At 69.4% G+C, this 15,625-nt stretch carries 16 protein-coding genes and 1 tRNA gene; 3 read left to right on the top strand and 14 right to left on the bottom strand.

The genetic code is table 11. The features are described 5' to 3' along the window. Positions 1-15: 15 nt before the first annotated feature. The 6 genes from H036_RS0115850 to H036_RS0115825 form a co-directional block, all read right to left on the bottom strand. Positions 16-243 (bottom strand): hypothetical protein, encoded by a 228-nt coding sequence (locus H036_RS0115850; protein ID WP_017935785.1) that lies wholly within the window; start codon positions 241-243, stop codon positions 16-18. Then, a complete protein-coding gene (locus tag H036_RS23155) occupies positions 240-1,583 on the bottom strand; it encodes an LCP family protein (RefSeq protein WP_081615576.1) in 1,344 nt (447 codons plus the stop codon). The genes H036_RS0115850 and H036_RS23155 overlap by 4 nt, the downstream gene beginning before the upstream one ends. A gap of 181 nt (positions 1,584-1,764) precedes the next feature. After that, positions 1,765-1,837 (bottom strand) — tRNA-Arg (locus H036_RS0115840). A gap of 138 nt (positions 1,838-1,975) precedes the next feature. Beyond that, complete coding sequence (locus H036_RS0115835; RefSeq protein ID WP_017935783.1) at positions 1,976-2,233, bottom strand: DUF7218 family protein; 258 nt, start codon at positions 2,231-2,233, stop codon at positions 1,976-1,978. Positions 2,234-2,235: 2 nt separating this feature from the next. Next, positions 2,236-2,385, bottom strand: a complete 150-nt coding sequence (locus tag H036_RS25440; RefSeq protein WP_017935782.1) for a hypothetical protein — start codon at positions 2,383-2,385, stop codon at positions 2,236-2,238. Between the two features lie 329 nt (positions 2,386-2,714). Next, entirely contained in the window at positions 2,715-3,902 is a 1,188-nt protein-coding gene (locus H036_RS0115825) for a saccharopine dehydrogenase family protein (protein ID WP_017935781.1), read from the bottom strand. 139 nt (positions 3,903-4,041) lie between these two features. Here H036_RS0115825 and H036_RS0115820 point away from each other — a divergent pair, with 139 nt between their 5' ends. Both H036_RS0115820 and H036_RS0115815 read left to right on the top strand, forming a co-directional pair. Next, positions 4,042-4,410 (top strand): hypothetical protein, encoded by a 369-nt coding sequence (locus tag H036_RS0115820; RefSeq protein ID WP_017935780.1) that lies wholly within the window; start codon positions 4,042-4,044, stop codon positions 4,408-4,410. 162 nt (positions 4,411-4,572) lie between these two features. Further along, positions 4,573-5,280, top strand: a complete 708-nt coding sequence (locus tag H036_RS0115815; protein WP_017935779.1) for a response regulator — start codon at positions 4,573-4,575, stop codon at positions 5,278-5,280. A 216-nt stretch (positions 5,281-5,496) separates the two neighbouring features. Here H036_RS0115815 and H036_RS0115810 read toward each other — a convergent pair whose 3' ends face one another. From H036_RS0115810 to H036_RS0115775, 8 genes are all read right to left on the bottom strand, one after another. Beyond that, positions 5,497-7,767 carry a methyl-accepting chemotaxis protein gene (locus tag H036_RS0115810; RefSeq protein WP_157417463.1) on the bottom strand — a complete coding sequence of 757 codons (2,271 nt, stop codon included), beginning with the start codon at positions 7,765-7,767 and terminating at the stop codon, positions 5,497-5,499. Next, the gene (locus tag H036_RS0115805) at positions 7,764-8,240 is read right to left on the bottom strand and encodes a chemotaxis protein CheW (RefSeq protein ID WP_017935777.1); all 477 of its coding nucleotides are present in this window, start codon (positions 8,238-8,240) and stop codon (positions 7,764-7,766) included. Before H036_RS0115805 ends, H036_RS0115810 begins: the two co-directional genes overlap by 4 nt. Beyond that, positions 8,237-10,534 (bottom strand): chemotaxis protein CheA, encoded by a 2,298-nt coding sequence (locus H036_RS23150; RefSeq protein ID WP_017935776.1) that lies wholly within the window; start codon positions 10,532-10,534, stop codon positions 8,237-8,239. The genes H036_RS0115805 and H036_RS23150 overlap by 4 nt, the downstream gene beginning before the upstream one ends. Before the next feature lie 149 nt (positions 10,535-10,683). Beyond that, on the bottom strand, positions 10,684-10,917 hold the full coding sequence (gene csrA, locus H036_RS0115795) for a carbon storage regulator CsrA (RefSeq protein WP_017935775.1): 234 nt from the start codon (positions 10,915-10,917) through the stop codon (positions 10,684-10,686). Positions 10,918-10,959: 42 nt separating this feature from the next. After that, the gene (fliW, locus tag H036_RS0115790; protein ID WP_157417478.1) at positions 10,960-11,382 is read right to left on the bottom strand and encodes a flagellar assembly protein FliW; all 423 of its coding nucleotides are present in this window, start codon (positions 11,380-11,382) and stop codon (positions 10,960-10,962) included. Then, the gene (gene flgL / locus H036_RS0115785; RefSeq protein ID WP_017935773.1) at positions 11,382-12,347 is read right to left on the bottom strand and encodes a flagellar hook-associated protein FlgL; all 966 of its coding nucleotides are present in this window, start codon (positions 12,345-12,347) and stop codon (positions 11,382-11,384) included. The genes fliW and flgL overlap by 1 nt, the downstream gene beginning before the upstream one ends. A gap of 2 nt (positions 12,348-12,349) precedes the next feature. After that, positions 12,350-13,909 carry a flagellar hook-associated protein FlgK gene (gene flgK, locus H036_RS0115780; protein ID WP_017935772.1) on the bottom strand — a complete coding sequence of 520 codons (1,560 nt, stop codon included), beginning with the start codon at positions 13,907-13,909 and terminating at the stop codon, positions 12,350-12,352. A gap of 4 nt (positions 13,910-13,913) precedes the next feature. After that, positions 13,914-14,390 (bottom strand): flagellar protein FlgN, encoded by a 477-nt coding sequence (locus H036_RS0115775; RefSeq protein ID WP_017935771.1) that lies wholly within the window; start codon positions 14,388-14,390, stop codon positions 13,914-13,916. Positions 14,391-14,665: 275 nt separating this feature from the next. Between H036_RS0115775 and H036_RS23145 the strand changes: the two genes are divergently transcribed. Then, on the top strand, positions 14,666-15,508 hold the full coding sequence (locus H036_RS23145; RefSeq protein ID WP_036488695.1) for a sigma-70 family RNA polymerase sigma factor: 843 nt from the start codon (positions 14,666-14,668) through the stop codon (positions 15,506-15,508). Positions 15,509-15,625: the final 117 nt, after the last annotated feature.

The following is a 15,625-nucleotide window of genomic DNA, read 5'->3' as shown; positions in this document are numbered from 1 at the left end:
CTCGCCGCTGCCGTCTCACCCGCCGTGGTGAGGCGGCACCTGTGATTTCAGCCAGTCGTCGGAGCTGCGCGGACGCTCGTCGCGCTCGTCGCCGGTGGTCTCGGGCAGTACGTCGCCGAAGATCTCGGCCAGCCGTCGCTTGCGCACCCACTCCGGCTCGGCGCCATCGGCGGCCGGCTCGGCAGCACCCTCGGCGACCTCGTGGCCGTCGGCCTCGCTCCGAGCCGGGTGCTGCTCGCTCACGTGCAGAGCCCGGCCTGCTCCAGCGCGGCGGTGTCCTCCGGGGACCGGGTCGGCGTGCTCGACGGCGTACCGGATCCGCTGGCACTGCCGCTCGGCGAGCTGCCGGCGCTGGGCGAGTCACTCGGGCTGCTGCTGGCGCCGCTCGTCGGCGAGGCCGTCGCCGCGCCGGGCAGGTTGCTCACGTTGATCGAGCCGGCGGTCAACGACCGTGACAGCGGCTTGTCGTGCCTGATCGCGTTCCAGACCTGGGCCGCCTCCGGGCGCCACACGACCCTGCCCGGGTAGGCGGTGTCGTAGGACCACGGGATGGTGACGAACTTGATCTTGTTCAGCCCGATGCCCTTGAACTCGGTCGCCAGACCGGCGATCTTCGACAGGTTCTTCAGGCCCGGGTCGACGGTCAGCGACTTGGTCGCGGCGTCGAGGAACTTGACCACCTTGACCGGGTTGGTCAGCGTGTTCGAGGAGAGCACCGCGTTGACCATCGAACCGACGAACGCCTGCTGGCGCTTGATCCGGCCGAGGTCGGTGCCGTCGCCGATGCCGTGCCGAATCCGGACGTACTCAAGCGCCTGGTTGCCGGAGATCTTGCGCGTGCCGGCCTTGAGGTAGATGCCGTGGGCGCGGTCGTCCCAGGTCTCGGGGATGCAGACCTTGACGCCACCGATGGCGTCGACCATCGACTTGAAGCCCTCGAAGTTGACCACCACGAAGTGATCGATCTTGATGCCGGTCAGGTGCTGGATCTGGGAGATCGTGCAGGCCGGGCCGCCGACCGAGAAGGCGGCGTTCCACATCTGCGCGGTCGCGGCCGGGCTGACCGAGCCGTCGGAGCGCTTGCACGCGGGCCGGTCGATGATCGAGTCACGCGGGATGCTGATGCCGTAGGCACGCTTCCGGTCCGCCGAGAGGTGGAGCAGGATCGTGGTGTCGGAGCGCTGGCCGCCCTTGGTGAGGCCGTCGACGTCGCAACCGGAGCAGTCCCGGCTGTCGGAGCCCATCACCAGGATGTTGATCGGCTTCCGCGGCCCGGCGACGGCGAGTGCGCTCGGCTGGTCGCCGATGATGTCCTTGCCCGCGTCGTACACGTGCAGGTTGCCGTTGAGGTGGCGATACAGGTACGCGGCCGACAGCCCGGTGACCAGCGCCAGCGCGATCACCGTCGAGATCAGCACCTTGAGCACGGTGTGCCGGGTGCGGGACTTCGCGCGACGCCTGCCGGCTGCGCTACGCCGTCGGGCGACGGGGCGAGTGGCGTCGGGGGCGACCGATTCGCGAGCCACAGGGTCGGGAGCAATGCCCGGGGCAGCAGTGGGTTCCAGCTGCTCTGCGTCGGACATTGATCACCGTCACTCGTCTCGGGATGGTCGCGGGGGCGCCGTTGACCCTACGTGCGACCCCCAAGTGTGCGGGCGAGCGCCGAGAAGCCAAAAATCCCGCGACCGCGCGTGACCCGGGCCACAGCGCCCCGGCCTTTCTCCACCACTCATCGCAGGACGGAGGAAGGCCAGGTGACGGTCGTGCCCCAGGCCAGAGTCGAACTGGCGACCTTTCGCTTAGGAGGCGGCTGCTCTATCCACTGAGCTACTGGGGCGTGCCTTGTCAGGCGCGCACATCTTGTCATCCCCGCGCGGGCATGGATAAACCCGGTGGCAGTGGGCCTGCCCCAGAGGGGGGTTCAGGGCCGCCCACTGCCACCGGTCCTCCCGCCAGGAAGGTGCAGGGGCAGAACTCAGTGGTTCCGCAGTGCGGAGATCAGCTCCGCCTTCTTCTTCGATGAGTAGCCGTGCAGGCCAAGCTCCTTGGCGCGCTTGCGCAGGTCGACGACCTTCCAGTCGTCGTAGGAGCCGGACGTGCCGCCCTTGCGCGCCACCGCCTTGCTGCCGCGCTGCGCGACGGCGTTGGAGATCCGGGCGGCCTTCTCCTTGGAGGCCCCGTCGTCGCGCAGGTCCTCGTAGAGCTTCTCGTTCTTGATGCTCGGGTTAGGCATGATCAGCGCCTTCCGTCCTCGGGGTGGATCCGACTCTCGTCGTTCTCGACCTCGCGGGCGCGGCGTCGGTCGGCCAGCGCGGCCAGCAACTGGACCGCCCCCACGCCCACGGCGAAGATCACGAAGACCAGCACGAAGATCCAAAGCGTCATCGCGCAGCCACCTCCTCTCGACGTGCGTCTCGCTCCCGTACGTCGGTCCGCACCTGGCCCGGTGCGCAGTCCTCGATGGAGGAGAGGTGTCCGGTGGTCGCCGTCATGACCTTGAGGTAACCGAGGCTGGTGGGGGCATGCGTCCCCGCTCGGACGCGATCATCGCGATCGGCGGCGACGGCGCGGCCATACCGACGTCATCCACAGCTGGACCCCACGCGCATGCCGAGCGCCGACAGGGGTTACTGATCGCGGCGTGATCCACCGCATCTCTCAGCAGACAAGGCTCTGGCTGGCTGCCCAACTCGTCCCCACGGACGAGCGAGCCCTCACAACACCTCGAACCGGATGCCGACCCGCTGCAGCCGCTCGGTCAACGCGGCACCCATCGCGACGCCGGTCGTGACCGAGCCCGCACTGGGCGGGTTGTCGTCGAGCGACAGGCACAGCCCGGCCTCGGCGAGCATCTTGGCCGTCTCCGTGTAGCCCGGGTCGCCCCCGGAGACACGGGTGTGGACCCTGCGGCCGTCACCCTCGGCGATGAAGTCGACCCGGAACCACGAGGTGGCCCGCCGAGCCTCGTCCGGCCCCTCCCCCTGCGGCACCTTCGCGCCCAGCCAGCGGCGTAGAGGGCCGATCTGGGCGGCTGCGACCAGACCGAGCAGCCCCGCCGCGCCGCCCACCGCGTAGCGCAGCGTCTTGGTGCCGGCGTAGTGCGAGTAGCTGAAGTCGGGGCCGTAGTCGGCCAGGGCCCTGCCGCTGCGCGCCACGATCGAGGGGTCGATGGTCGGCAACGGCACCAGCCAGTAGCCGAGCTCGGCGTCACGGGTGGGGCGACCCGCGACGGCGCGCGACCGGCGGCCCTCGGGCCGCGGCTCGACCCGCTTGCGCTCCGCTGCAGCCGAGCGCATCTGCTTGGCACGGCTGAACTGCCCCAGCGCGGAGTGGAAGGTGCCACCGGACAGCATGCCGCTCGCACGCACGACCCCGCGCACCGTCACCGGCCCGTTCGCGTCGAGCTGCCGGACGGCGAAGAGGGCGCCCAGGTCGTGCGGGATCGAGTCGAACCCGCAGGCGTGGACGATCCGTGCTCCGGTGCGCTGAGCGACCTCGTGGTAGCGCACGTACATCCGGTCGACGAACTCCGGCTCACCGGTGAGGTCGACGTAGTCGGTGCCGGCCTCGGCACAGGCCCGTACGACGGGCTCGCCGTACGCCAGATACGGACCCACCGTCGTGATGACGACCCGGGTGCGGGCGGCGACGGCGTCAAGGCTCGCCTGGTCGGTGACATCGGCACGCAGCAGCTCGACGCTCTCGAGGGCCTCGCCCCACCGCTCGACCAGCCCGTCGCGCATCTCCCTCAATTTGGTGAGATCACGGCCGGCCAGCCCCCAGCGCAGCCCGCGCGGACCATCGTCGGAAGAGACGGCCTCGGCAAGGTAGGAGGCCGTCAACGAGCCGGTGAAGCCGGTCGCACCGAAGAGGACCAGGTCGAGATCACGCTCCGCAGTCATGTGCCCACTCTGGCATGGCCCGGATGGCGATGGTCTAGACCTTCTCGGACATCACCGAGTGACTTCAGCGGGGATGTTTCGTTGGGCAGGCACAGGGGTAGGAGGCCTCCGGTCGGGGGCCAGCACAAGGGGGACACCAGTGAAGCGAGTAGACCTGGAGCTCAGTGAGTTCACGCGACGCGCGGGCTCACTGCTGATGTCGCACACGGACGCCGCGCTCGACCGTGGCCTGGAGCCGGGCGAGCAGCTACTGGTCCGCGACGGCGTCGAGCGATACCGGCTGGCGACGGTGCACGACATCAGCTTCGACCTGACCGACACGTTCTACCGGCTCGAGCTGGGCGCCGAGGTCGACGCCGATCGGGCCGAGATCCTGCTCGCCGAGGTGCCGGCCGCACACCCGACCCATCCCGCGACCGTCGGGATGAGCGACGTTCTCGCGCTGCTGCAGGAGGCGCGCGACATGGTCGCCGAGCGGTCCTACCTGGCCAACGCGCGGCGCCGCTGACGACACCTGGTCCACCGCTCCCCCGCGCCTGACCCGTCCGCCCATCCGATCGGGTAGATCGGCATGGCCCGATCGGGCCATGTGCTCTGGGCCCAAGCGGGCGTCGTCTCGTGACCATCAGCCTGGTCCCTCTCAGGCTTTGCTCAGGGGACAATGGTGCCCATGCAGGACGGTCTGATTCGCGTTTTCCTGGTCGACGATCACGAGATCGTGCGCCGCGGCGTACGCAGCATGCTCGAGGCTGAGGGGGACATCCGGATCGTCGGCGAGGCCAGTACGGCGGCCGAGGCGCTGCCGGCGATCCTGGAGCTCGCGCCCGACGTGTGCGTGCTGGACGCCCAGCTCCCGGACGGCTCCGGCATCGAGGTCTGCCGCGAGATGCGCGCCGTCAACCCCGACATCAAGGGGCTGATCCTGACCAGCTTCGACGACGAGGACGCGATCACCTCGGCGATCTTGGCCGGCGCCGCGGGCTACGTGCTCAAGCAGATCGAGAGCAACAGCCTCATCAGCGGGATCCGGCTGGTCGCCAGCGGCCACACCCTGATCGACCCGGTGATCGCCTCGCGGGTGGTGCAGCAGGTCCAGTTCCACCGCCGCGCGTTCGACGTACTCGCCGAGCTCACCCCGCAGCAGAGCAAGATCCTGTTCCTCATCGCGGAGGGCCTCACCAACCGGCAGATCGCGGAGAAGCTCTTCCTGGCCGAGAAGACGGTGAAGAACCATGTCACCGGCCTGCTGGCCCGCCTCGGCGTGCAGCACCGCACCCAGGCGGCCGTGCTGGCCCACCGGCTCCGCGACGGGAGCGCCCCCCGACTGCCCTCGCCGCGGCGCAGCGAGGCCCCGGTGGGGTCCGGCGCCCTGCGCTGACCCACCTCAGCGCACCTCGGGCCCATCTCAGGCCCATCTCAGGCCCATCTCGGGCCCATCTCAGGCGCCGGGGGCATCCCGTGCGTCCACCTCGACCGTCGCCGAGCGGCGCCAAGCGGTGCCGGTCCGCAATCCTGCAACGCCCTGGGGAGCGAGGAGAACGGGGAGGCACCCAGCGGCCTCCGCGTTCTCATGCTCTCGCCAGATCGGTGGACCTCAGAGCCGGAACTTCCCGACCAACGAGCGCAGCTCGACGGCGACGCCGGTCAGCTCGGTGGCCGACTGCAGGGTGTCGTGCGCGCCCTGGCGGGTGTCAGCAGCGGCGTTGGCAACCAGGGTGACGTCCTGGGCGATGCCGTTGGCACCACCCGCCGCCTCGGTCACCGACCGGGCGATCTCGTTGGTGGTGGCGGTCTGCTCCTCCACCGCCGAGGCGATCGTGGCCTGGATGTCATTGATCCGAGCGATCACCTCACTGATCCTGCTGATCGCCGCGACAGCACCCTGGGTGTCACTCTGGATCGCCTCGATCTTCTGCGAGATCTCCTCCGTCGCCCGAGCGGTCTCCTTGGCCAGCTCCTTGACCTCGTTCGCCACCACTGCGAAGCCCTTGCCCGCATCACCGGCCCGGGCCGCCTCGATGGTCGCGTTGAGCGCCAGCAGGTTCGTCTGCTGCGCGATCGAGGTGATCACCTTGATGACCTGACCGATCTCAGCACTCGACTCCCCCAGCGACGCCACCGTCGTCTGGGCACCACCCGCCACCGTGACCGCGTCGGTGGCGACCGTGGCCGCCTCGGTCGCATTCTTCGCGATCTCACGGATGCTGGCCGTCATCTCCTCGGCCGCCGTGGCGACCGTCTGGATCGAGGCCGAGACCTGCACCGAAGCACCCGACGCCGAAGCCGCCCGGTCCGAGGTGAGCGAGGCCCCCTCGCCCATCCCCTGCGCCAGCACGGTCAGCTGCTCGGCCGACACACCGAGGCTGTCCGCCGTACCGCCGATGTTGGTCAGGCTGACGCGGAACTGGGCGATCAGCGCGTCCAGCGCCCGCGAGACCTGGGCGACGGGATCCTCACCCTCCACCCCAAGGTGCTGGGTGAGGTCACCCTCGGCGGCCGCACGCACGGCGTCGAGGATGCGCTGCACCCCGGCGGTCGTCCGTGCGGCGGCGTCCCGGTCGCGAGAGTCACGCGCCATCGTCCCGAGTCGCTGGGAGACCATCCTGCCGACGTTGCGCAACGCCTCCAGGCGCTGCGGACTGGGCTCGAGCGTCTCGGTGGCGAAGAAGTCCATCGTGCCGACGACCCGGTCCTCGACCAGGATCGGGAAGCAGACCCCCGACTTCACCCCGACCCGCTGCGCGACCGGCGCGCGGACACAGTCGGTCATCTCGCCGATGTCCTGGGTGAAGTAGAGATCACGCTGGGCCCAGGCCCGCCCGGAAAGACCGACGCCCTCCGCGAATGTCGCGGAGAGCGTCACCTGGTGGAACTCGGGGCCGGCGTCACCGGACTCCATGCTGAAGTGGAGCAGCCGGTCGTCCTCGACCGTCCAGTAGGACCCGTAGGCCCACCCGAAGGCGCTGCGGACCGTGTCGAGCGCGACCCGCACCGCCTCGTCTGCGCTGGTCGCGTTCTGCAGGGAGACCAGCACCTCGTTGACCGCAGAGGTGTCCTCGGTCGCCTCGGCGCTGGCCCGCTCGGCACGGAGCCGGTCCGTGACGATCTCCCACGTCGCCATCGCGCCGACGTAGGCGCCCTCGTGGTCGCGGATCGCGCTGACGAGGAGGTCGAGTGTCTCCGGGCCGAGGAGGATGTTGGCGCGCCGCGGCAGCTGTCGCTCGTCGGCCAGGATGCCGCGCTGGTAGCCCGGGTCCCGGTGGAAGATGTCCAGGCTCGAGCCGACCACCTGGTCGGCCCTGACCGGAAGGTACGCCTCGAGCCGGCGCAGGGTGGCCAGTGAGGCGGGGTTCATGTACTGGACGACGAAGTCGCGGTCCGCGAACATCATGTTCGTCGGGCTGTTCTCCATCATCGACTGAAGCATCGAGCTGTGCGCCTCGAGCGCGAGCCGCTGAGTGATGCTCTCGACGGTGGCGACGGCACCGATCCGCTCGCCGCGCTCGTCGTGGAGGGGCTCAACCGTGAACTCGATGGTCTCGGAGCCGGTCGTCTCTCTTGTGGAGAGCGGGAGAGCGGCCCAGGGATTGCCCGGGCTCTTGGCCTCCAGGGCGTTTCCGAAGCAGGTGTTGAGTGGCATCCCCACGATCGCGTCGGGCGAGAAGGGCAGCTGTTCGCGAAGCTTCTCGAGCGCGGCTCGGGTCTGCGGATTGACGTAGCGGATGATCAGATCGGCGTCGGCGACCAGGAGCTGGGTCTTGACGCCGTCCAGGACGTGGCGGAAGCCCTCCACGTCGAAGGTGCTGCGGTGCGGACCGCCGGCTCCCGTGCTTGTTGGAGCCGGCGTCCTGAGTGGTCCGGTCATGTATTTCCCCCTGTGTTTTCTGCTACCGCGAAGATGTCCACCGCCCGGTCCGCGTCGAGGACCAGCAGGATCGCATCCGTCATCGGCCGTACGCCGAGCACGACGTCCTGCACCGTCACCGGCATGGTTGACGGCACGGGCTCGAGCTCGAGGCCGGCCGTGTCGATCACGTCACCGATGTCGTCGACGAGGAGGCTGACGACCTCCCCGCGGCTACGCACGATGACGTTCATGGGCAGTTCGCCCTCCGGCCGGGGCGGGAGCCCCAGCCGGACCCGAAGGTCCACGGCGGTCACGATCTGACCGCGAAGGTTGATCAGGCCGCGCACGGCCTCGTTCGCACGCGGCACCGGCGTCATCGGCTGGTGGCGCAGCACCTCCTGCACCTCGTTGACCGACACCCCGAAGAAGTGACCGGCCACCCAGAAGGTGCAGTACTGCTCGGCCGTCACGGTGGCTGCGGCGTTGGTCATGCGCTGACTCCTGTTCGGGCCACGACGGCCTCGAGGTCGACGAGGTCGGTGACGTGCTCCTGCACGACTGCGGAGCCGGTGACGCCGTACCGGCGCCCGACATCGCTGAGGACGACCGCTGTCTCGACGACGTCGAGCACCCGGTCGATGACGATGCCCACCGAGCGATCGGCGAGCTCGTGGACCACGACCGAGACCTGCTCGTTGCGGTCGGAGGTGTCCATCAGGCCGATGGCCGGAGCGAGCCGGACCAGCGGCAGGAGGCCGTCGCGGTACTGGACGACCTCGTTGCCACCGGTGCGCTCGACGCGGTCGCGGGGGAACTCCTCGAGCCGCGCGACCGCAGCCAGCGGGAGGGCGGCACGGCGACCGTCCGCCACCTCCAGCACCAGCAGCGCGGTGCGGTCCTCGTCGCCGGCGGCGCTGGTGGCGAGCAGGTCCTGCTCGACAGCGTCGACGCCCTGGTCGTGGGCCATCCCCGGAACGTCGAGGATCAGGGCCACCCGGCCATCGCCCATGATGGTCGCGCCGGCGTACATCGACAGGCCCTTGAGCTGGCGTCCGATCGGCTTGACGACGATCTCCTGCGTGTCGTGCACCTCGTTGACGCACAGCCCGAAGCGGACGTCGTCGGCCTGGACCACGACCACCGTCAGGTGGTCGCGCTGCTCCGGCTCGGTGCCGAGCGCCTCGGCCAGGTTGACCAGCGGGAGCAGCCGGCCGCGCAGTCGCAGCACCGGCGAGCCGGCCAGGTCCTCGACCTGGCGGTCGAGGTCGTCGCCCTCGATCCGGACCAGCTCGACCAGGTTGGCCTGCGGGATCGCGTAGCGCTCCTCGCCCTCGCCGACGACCAGCGCCGGGATGATGGCCAGGGTCAGCGGGATGCGGATGCGGAACGTGGAGCCCTTGCCGACCTCGCTGGTGAGATCCACGGATCCGCCGATCCGCTCGATGTTGGAGCGGACGACGTCCATGCCCACACCACGGCCGGAGACGTTGGTGACCTTCTCCGCGGTCGAGAAGCCCGGCCGGAAGATCAGGTTGAGGACGGCCTTGGTGTCCATCCGGGCGAGCTGCTCGCGGGTGATCACCCCGCGCTCCAGAGCCACGGCGGCGATCCGCTCGGGATCGATGCCCTTGCCGTCGTCGGCGATCTCGACGACCACCTGGCCGGACTCGTGGAACGCTCGCAAGGTGAGCTTGCCCGAGCGGGCCTTGCCTGCCTTGACCCGGTCCGCCGGGGTCTCGATGCCGTGGTCCATGGAGTTGCGCACCATGTGGGTGAGCGGGTCCTTGACCGCCTCGAGGACCGAACGGTCCATCTCGGTGTCGTGACCGTCCATCGACAGGTCGACCTCGCGGCCCAGCTGACGGGCCAGGTCACGGACGATACGCGGCATCTTCGACCAGACCTGGCCGATCGGCTGCATGCGGGTCTTCATGACCGACTCCTGCAGCTCGCTGGCGACCAGGTCGAGCCGCTGGCTGGCGCGGATCAGCTCGGGGTCGGACTGCGACTCGGTGCGCTGCAGGATCTGGTTGCGGGTCAGCACCAGCTCACCGACGAGCTGGACGAGGTTGTCCAGCAGCTCGACGTCGACACGGACACTGGAGTCGGCGACCGAGCGACGCTCCACGCCATCCCATTGCTCGGTCGGCTCGGCGCTCTGCTCCGGCTGCGGAGCGGCCCCGTGCTCGGGCATGAGGACCGGCTCCTCGGCTGCCGGTGCCTCGGCGATGGGCTGCCCGGTGTCGGGCTGCCCGGTGTCGGCGACCGGCGCCGCGGCCGTCGGCGTACCGTCCGGGTCGGTGGTGCTCGCATCCACCGCCGTCTCGGACACGACCGGCTCCTGCGCGGCAGCCTCGACCGCCGCCGCGACGGGCTGGCCCGGCAGCTGACCACCGTTGCCGAGCAGCAGCTCGATGGCCTCCTGGACCGGCACCACGTTGACCGCGGGGTCCTTGTCGTTGCCGACCCGCTCGATGCCGTCCAGCAGCGCGCGCACGGTGTCGACCATGCGCAGCAGTGCCTCGGCGATCGCGTCGTTCATGACGTATTCGCCGTCGCGCAGCTTCGAGAGCAGCGTCTCCCCGACGTGGGTCAGCTTCTCCAGCCGCCCGAACGCCAGGAACCCGCTGGTCCCCTTGATCGTGTGAATCGTGCGGAAGATGCTCGACAGCAGCTCCCGGCTCCCCGGGTGCTGTTCCAGCTCCACCAAGTCGCGATCGAGTTGGTCCAGGTTCTCGTGGCTCTCCACGAGGAACTCGGCAATGATCTCGGCATCGTCGTCCATCGACTACCCCTTCCTGCGAGGGGGGAATCGGCGGCGGAGTTCACCGGTTGACAAGTTCTCGGACCGGATGTTGAGAAAGAAGCAGGCATTCTGCTAGTCGGCGCGCGGGGTCGACGGATCCGCCGGCCTGAGGCCGGCAGAAGTGGGCCTCAGCGGCGCTTGCGCAGCGCCTCGGCCAGGGACGCGACGGCGTCCTGGCTGGGCGATGCCGACTCCTGGTTGGTGTCAGCGAGCTCCTTGAGGAGCTCCGCGCGGTGCACGCTCACCGATCTCGGCGCGTCGATGCCGATCCGCACGACATCGCCCCGCACCTCCAAGACGGTGATCGTGACGTCGTCGCCGATGACGACGCTCTCGCCGACTCGACGACTCAGCACCAGCATGGGGACACGCTATCGCTAGTGGTCACAGGTCCAGGTCGATGCTCAGCCGACGAGCGGCGCAGCGACCGCCAGGTCGGCGTCGTCGAGGATGACCTGGGCGGCCCTCAACGTGGCGGTGTTGACCAGCAGCGGCGCACGCAGGTTGACGGTGGTCGCCGCGAGCGTCTCGCCGGCGTGCACGACCAGCAGCACCAGGACGTCCTCGACAGCCGTGATGTCCAGCAGGGTGACGGTCTCATCGGAGACCACCGGCTCGTAGGCCGGGAAGAACTGCGCGGCCGGTACCACCAGGAACTGCAGCCCGTCGTGGTCGAGCGAGCGCAACGCGCCGAGCACGCCTGACTCGTCCACATGGCTCAGCTCGAACCGTCGGTCGTCCGGGAAGCCCGGCATCGGCTCGACCAGGTCGATGACCGGCAGGTCTGTGAACGCCTGCACCTCGTCGTCGCTCGCCACGGCCAGCATCATGCCAGGTAATCCAGGAGACTCTGCTGACTCGTCTTCGAGATCGCAGCCAGCGCGGCGTTGTAGGCGGTCGTCTGGGTCTCCAGGTTGATCGTCGCCTCGGCGATGTCGATGTCCTCGACATTCGACTGGACCGTCTGGAGGGCCAGCTTGTTGTCCCCCGCGACGTTGCTCGCAGCGGTGATCTGGTTCATCCGCGCACCCTCGTCGGCGGCGGCGCTGCTGATCCTCGTCCGCGCATCCTGCATCGCCTGGATGCCGGCCTGGATGCCGTCCTGGTCCGAGCTGCGCAGTGCGGTCGAGAGCTTGTCGAGCGCGTCGAAGACGCTGGTGCTCGGGCTGGTGCCATCCGAGGTGGACCCGAAGACGGACTGTCCGTTGGAGTCGACCCGGACCACCGTGTCGGGGCCGACCCGACGGTTCACCGAGCCGCTGTCGCCGACGTACTGCACCTGCTGGACCTGGTTGCCGTCGGCATCGAGCACCGGATTGCCGGAGGAATCGGTGACTCCGGCCTGGGCGAAGGCGCTACCGCCGGCAGTGGTGCCACCGAAGACCGGGCGCCCGAGGTACTGGCTGTTGGCCGTCGCCAGCAGCCCCTGCTTGATCTGGTCGATCTCGTCGGCCAGGGCGTTCTCGGCGGTCTGGCCGTTGGTGGCGGTGTTGGCGCCCTGGAGCGCCAGCGTGTACGCGCGAGTCACCTGGGTGTTGGCGCTCTGCAGCGCGGAGTCGATCGTCTGCAGCCAGGCCTGGCCGTCATCGGCGTTGCGCTGGAACTGCGTCTGCTGGGCGACACCGGCGCGGGCCTTGAGCGCCACGGTGGTGTCGGCCGGGCCGTCGGACGGCCTGCTGAGCTTCTTGCCCGTCGTCATCTGCTCTTGGGCATCCGCCATCCGGGTGGAGGCCTGCCCGAGCTGGGAGAGCTCGCGGCCGGTCATCATCCGCTGGGTGACACGAGTGATCATGATCAGGCTCCGGTGTGGTTGATGAGGGTGTCGAGGATCGAGTCCATCACCGTCAGGACGCGACTAGAGGCCTGGTAGGCGCGCTGCGCCTGCATCAGGTTGATGGTCTCCTCGTCGAGGCTGACGCCGGCTGTCTGCTCCAGCTGGTCGTTGACCTGGTTGGTCAGCAGCGTCTGGTTGGACGTCTGGGTGTTGACCATCGCCACCGTGGAGCCGAGACCCGACACGAGGGTCTGGTACTCGCTCTGGACGTTGAGCGGCTTGCCGCCGACGATGAGGGTGCCACCGCTCGGGTCCTTGCCGATCAGGGCCTGGTAGACCGCATCGGCGTTGTCGGTGTTGTTGCTGCCGCCCGTGGTCGGGTTGCCACTGGCATCTGTGGTCGCCGAACCCGACACGGCGAGCTTCCCCGAGTCGGCGACGAGCGTCGGGTCGACGGCGATCGAGCCGGCGAAGTCGCCGGTGCCGTCGTCGGTGAAGAAGGACTCGCCGGTCGCGAGGTTGCCGTTCTGGTCGTAGCCCTTGGCGTACTGGGTGTTCACCACCGAGATCAGGTCCGAGGCGACCTGGTTGAGGTCGGTGCGGTACTTGTTGAGCGTCTGGTTGAGCAGCGTCAGCGAGCCACCGAGCTCACCACCGGCGTCGCCGGGCTGGAGCGTCTGCGAGGTCGGGCTCCCAGCCGGGGTGACCTTCACCGACAGGGTGGCCACGGTGCCGTCGGCGTTGCGCACCAGGGTGCCGTCACTGTTCAGCGTCGTGACCGTGTCGGTGGGCGGCGTCGTCGAGGTGTCCGTCTGGGTCTGGTCGACCTCGATGGAGCCGGCGTTGCCGCCGCTGACGAGCGTGACACCCGCGATGGCGACCTGGTACTGACCCGTGGAGTCCGCGCTGCTGACCGCACCGAACTTCTGAGCCAGGTCGAGGGCGAGCTGGTCGCGCTGGTCCTGCAGGGATCCGACGTCGGCGCCGTTGGCCTGGGCGAGGTAGATGCTGTGGTTGAGCTGCGCCATCTGCTGCAGGTCGGCGTTGATGGTGCTGGTGTTCTGCGCCACCGCGGCGCCCTGCTCGTCGACCTCCGAGTCGACCGCCGTCGCCTGGGTCTTGATCGCAGCGGCCAGCGTCTGACCGGCGGCCACGACCGACTGACGGGCGGCAGTGCCGTCCGGTGCGGTGACGACGTCCTGCCAGGCCGAGGCGAACTCGGAGAGCGCGTTGGCGACGCCCTGGTCGCTGGGCTCGTCGATGGCCGACTCGAGCCGCTCGAGCGAGTTCTGCTGGACGGTCAGCGAGGAGAGGTTCGCATTCTCGCTGCGCGCCCGCTTGGCGAGTAGCAGGTCGGTGAGGCGCTGCACGCTCTGGGTGGTGACGCCGTCGCCGTGGCCGGTGTAGGTCGAATACATCGTCGGGCTCTCGTTGCCACCGAGCTCCGCCCCGACCGCGCGCCGACGGACGTAGCCGTCGGTGTCGACGTTGGCGATGTTGTTGTCCGCCACATCGATGTTGACCTGCTGGTACTGCAGGCTGGTCTTGGCGATGTTGAGACTGCCGAAGGTTCCGGTCATCAGGTCACAGGCTCCGATCCAGGAGGCGTCGACGCGGGGTGTCCATCACCGCGGTGCCGGTGGCCGAGTAGCTGTCGGCGCTGCCGCCCAGGGACATGAGGGTCTCGCGGGCAGAGCGGTAGCCGGCCGTGATCAGGCCGCGATTGGACTCCGAGAGCTCGGCGATCTCGCGGGTCGCGGTGATGAAGGCGGTGCGGTGGTCGTCGAAGATCCCGCGCCACGGCTCCGGGGCCGCCTCGGCGATCTCGGCCAGGGTGGGCGCGGGCGCCAGGCCGAGCTCCTCGGCCACCTCGTCGGAGGCGATCGCTCGCAGCACCTCGGTCTCGCGCAGCACCTCGAGCACCTCCTCCACCTCCTTGGTGGAGTGCGCGAGCCAGCGGGTACGACCGCTGGCCAGCACGAGCTGCTCCAGCTCCAGCTTGTAGGAGAGCCGCTCCAGCAGCTCGCGCTCACGCCAGAGGATCAGCGACAGCTTCTCCACAGGTCCACCTCTCAGGCCTCGGGTCGGGCGCAGCATTCCTGCGCCCGCACGATGGGTCCATCGCCCCGAACGGGGCGATCCTGAGCCGTTTGCCGGACCCAAGGAAACTCACAGACAAGGGCCCACAACGCCGACAGGTAGTCGGGGCAACGGGGGTAGGTAGTTGGCTCGGACTAGGGGCACCCGGGACCGAGGTCCTGATTTCTCCAGCGAGGGGGGCTTACCCGCCGGTTCGCCTCGCATTGTTGGTCACCTGACAGGCAATCTTCCTTCTCGTGACCGAGCAAGCAGGCGACCCCCGCGCCGACGAACTCATCACCAGCCACATGCCGCTGGTCGGACACATTGTCCGAGAAACGATGGGCCGGGTGCCATCCCACGTGAGCCGTGACGACCTGACCTCCGCAGGCCTCACCGCTCTTGTTCAGGCTGCGCAGGCGTACGACGCCGAGCGCGGCGTTCCCTTCGAGCGCTACGCCGCCACCCGTGTGCGCGGTGCGATCCTCGACGAGCTGCGCAGCGTCGACTGGGCCTCCCGGTCCGTCCGTCGCCGCGCACGTGACCTCGAGGAGACCCGCACCCGTCTGGCGGGCGCCCTGGGCCGCACCCCCACCGTGGCCGAGGTCGCCACCTCGTCGGGTCTCAGCATCGAGGAGGTGACAGCCAACGACGAGGACGTCTCCCGCGCGCAGGTGCTCTCCCTGCAGGGCTCGACGACCGCCTCGCTCGACGAGCTCGTCCCCACCCGCGCCCCCAGCCCGGAGCAGCTGCTCGAGCACCAGGAGCGGCTGACCTATCTCATGGAGGCGATCACCGAGCTTCCGGAGCGGCTGCGCACGGTGGTCCAGGACTACTTCTTCTCCGAGCGGCCGATGGCCGACATCGCCGCGGACCTCGGTGTCACCGACTCCCGGATCTCGCAGATGCGGGCCGAGGCGCTCGTGCTGCTGCGTGATGCGCTGAACAGCGCGCTCGACCCGGGCCTGGTCAAGCCGTCGAGCAAGCCGAACGGATGCGCGTCCCGCCGCCGCGAGGCCTACTTCGCTGCGGTCGCCGCCCGGCACGCCGATGCCTCCCGGCGTACGTCTGTGTCCCCCGCACTCGACGCCGCCGGCTGACATCCCCCACTTCTCACATCTTCCGCCAGGGCGAAGCCCGGTGCAGGCCGCTCGGTCACTGCACCGGGCTTCGTCATGTCCGCGGCCCGCGGCAGGTGTCGAGGGCGTACGCGTCCG

The sequence above is a fragment of the Nocardioides sp. Iso805N genome (genome assembly GCF_000364605.1).
Taxonomy (GTDB): domain Bacteria; phylum Actinomycetota; class Actinomycetes; order Propionibacteriales; family Nocardioidaceae; genus Nocardioides.
This window is presented reverse-complemented; position numbering and strand designations above follow the sequence as displayed.

Coding starts and splice junctions, on each gene's coding strand:
- H036_RS0115835 (WP_017935783.1), bottom strand. CDS start 2,233: ATGCCTAACCCGAGCATCAAGAACGAGAAGCTCTACGAGGACCTGCGC.
- H036_RS23150 (WP_017935776.1), bottom strand. CDS start 10,534: ATGGACGACGATGCCGAGATCATTGCCGAGTTCCTCGTGGAGAGCCAC.
- H036_RS25440 (WP_017935782.1), bottom strand. CDS start 2,385: ATGACGCTTTGGATCTTCGTGCTGGTCTTCGTGATCTTCGCCGTGGGC.
- csrA (WP_017935775.1), bottom strand. CDS start 10,917: ATGCTGGTGCTGAGTCGTCGAGTCGGCGAGAGCGTCGTCATCGGCGAC.
- H036_RS0115825 (WP_017935781.1), bottom strand. CDS start 3,902: ATGACTGCGGAGCGTGATCTCGACCTGGTCCTCTTCGGTGCGACCGGC.
- H036_RS0115810 (WP_157417463.1), bottom strand. CDS start 7,767: ATGACCGGACCACTCAGGACGCCGGCTCCAACAAGCACGGGAGCCGGC.
- H036_RS0115805 (WP_017935777.1), bottom strand. CDS start 8,240: ATGACCAACGCCGCAGCCACCGTGACGGCCGAGCAGTACTGCACCTTC.
- flgK (WP_017935772.1), bottom strand. CDS start 13,909: ATGACCGGAACCTTCGGCAGTCTCAACATCGCCAAGACCAGCCTGCAG.
- fliW (WP_157417478.1), bottom strand. CDS start 11,382: ATGCTGGCCGTGGCGAGCGACGACGAGGTGCAGGCGTTCACAGACCTG.
- H036_RS23155 (WP_081615576.1), bottom strand. CDS start 1,583: ATGTCCGACGCAGAGCAGCTGGAACCCACTGCTGCCCCGGGCATTGCT.
- H036_RS0115815 (WP_017935779.1), top strand. CDS start 4,573: ATGCAGGACGGTCTGATTCGCGTTTTCCTGGTCGACGATCACGAGATC.
- flgL (WP_017935773.1), bottom strand. CDS start 12,347: ATGATCACTCGTGTCACCCAGCGGATGATGACCGGCCGCGAGCTCTCC.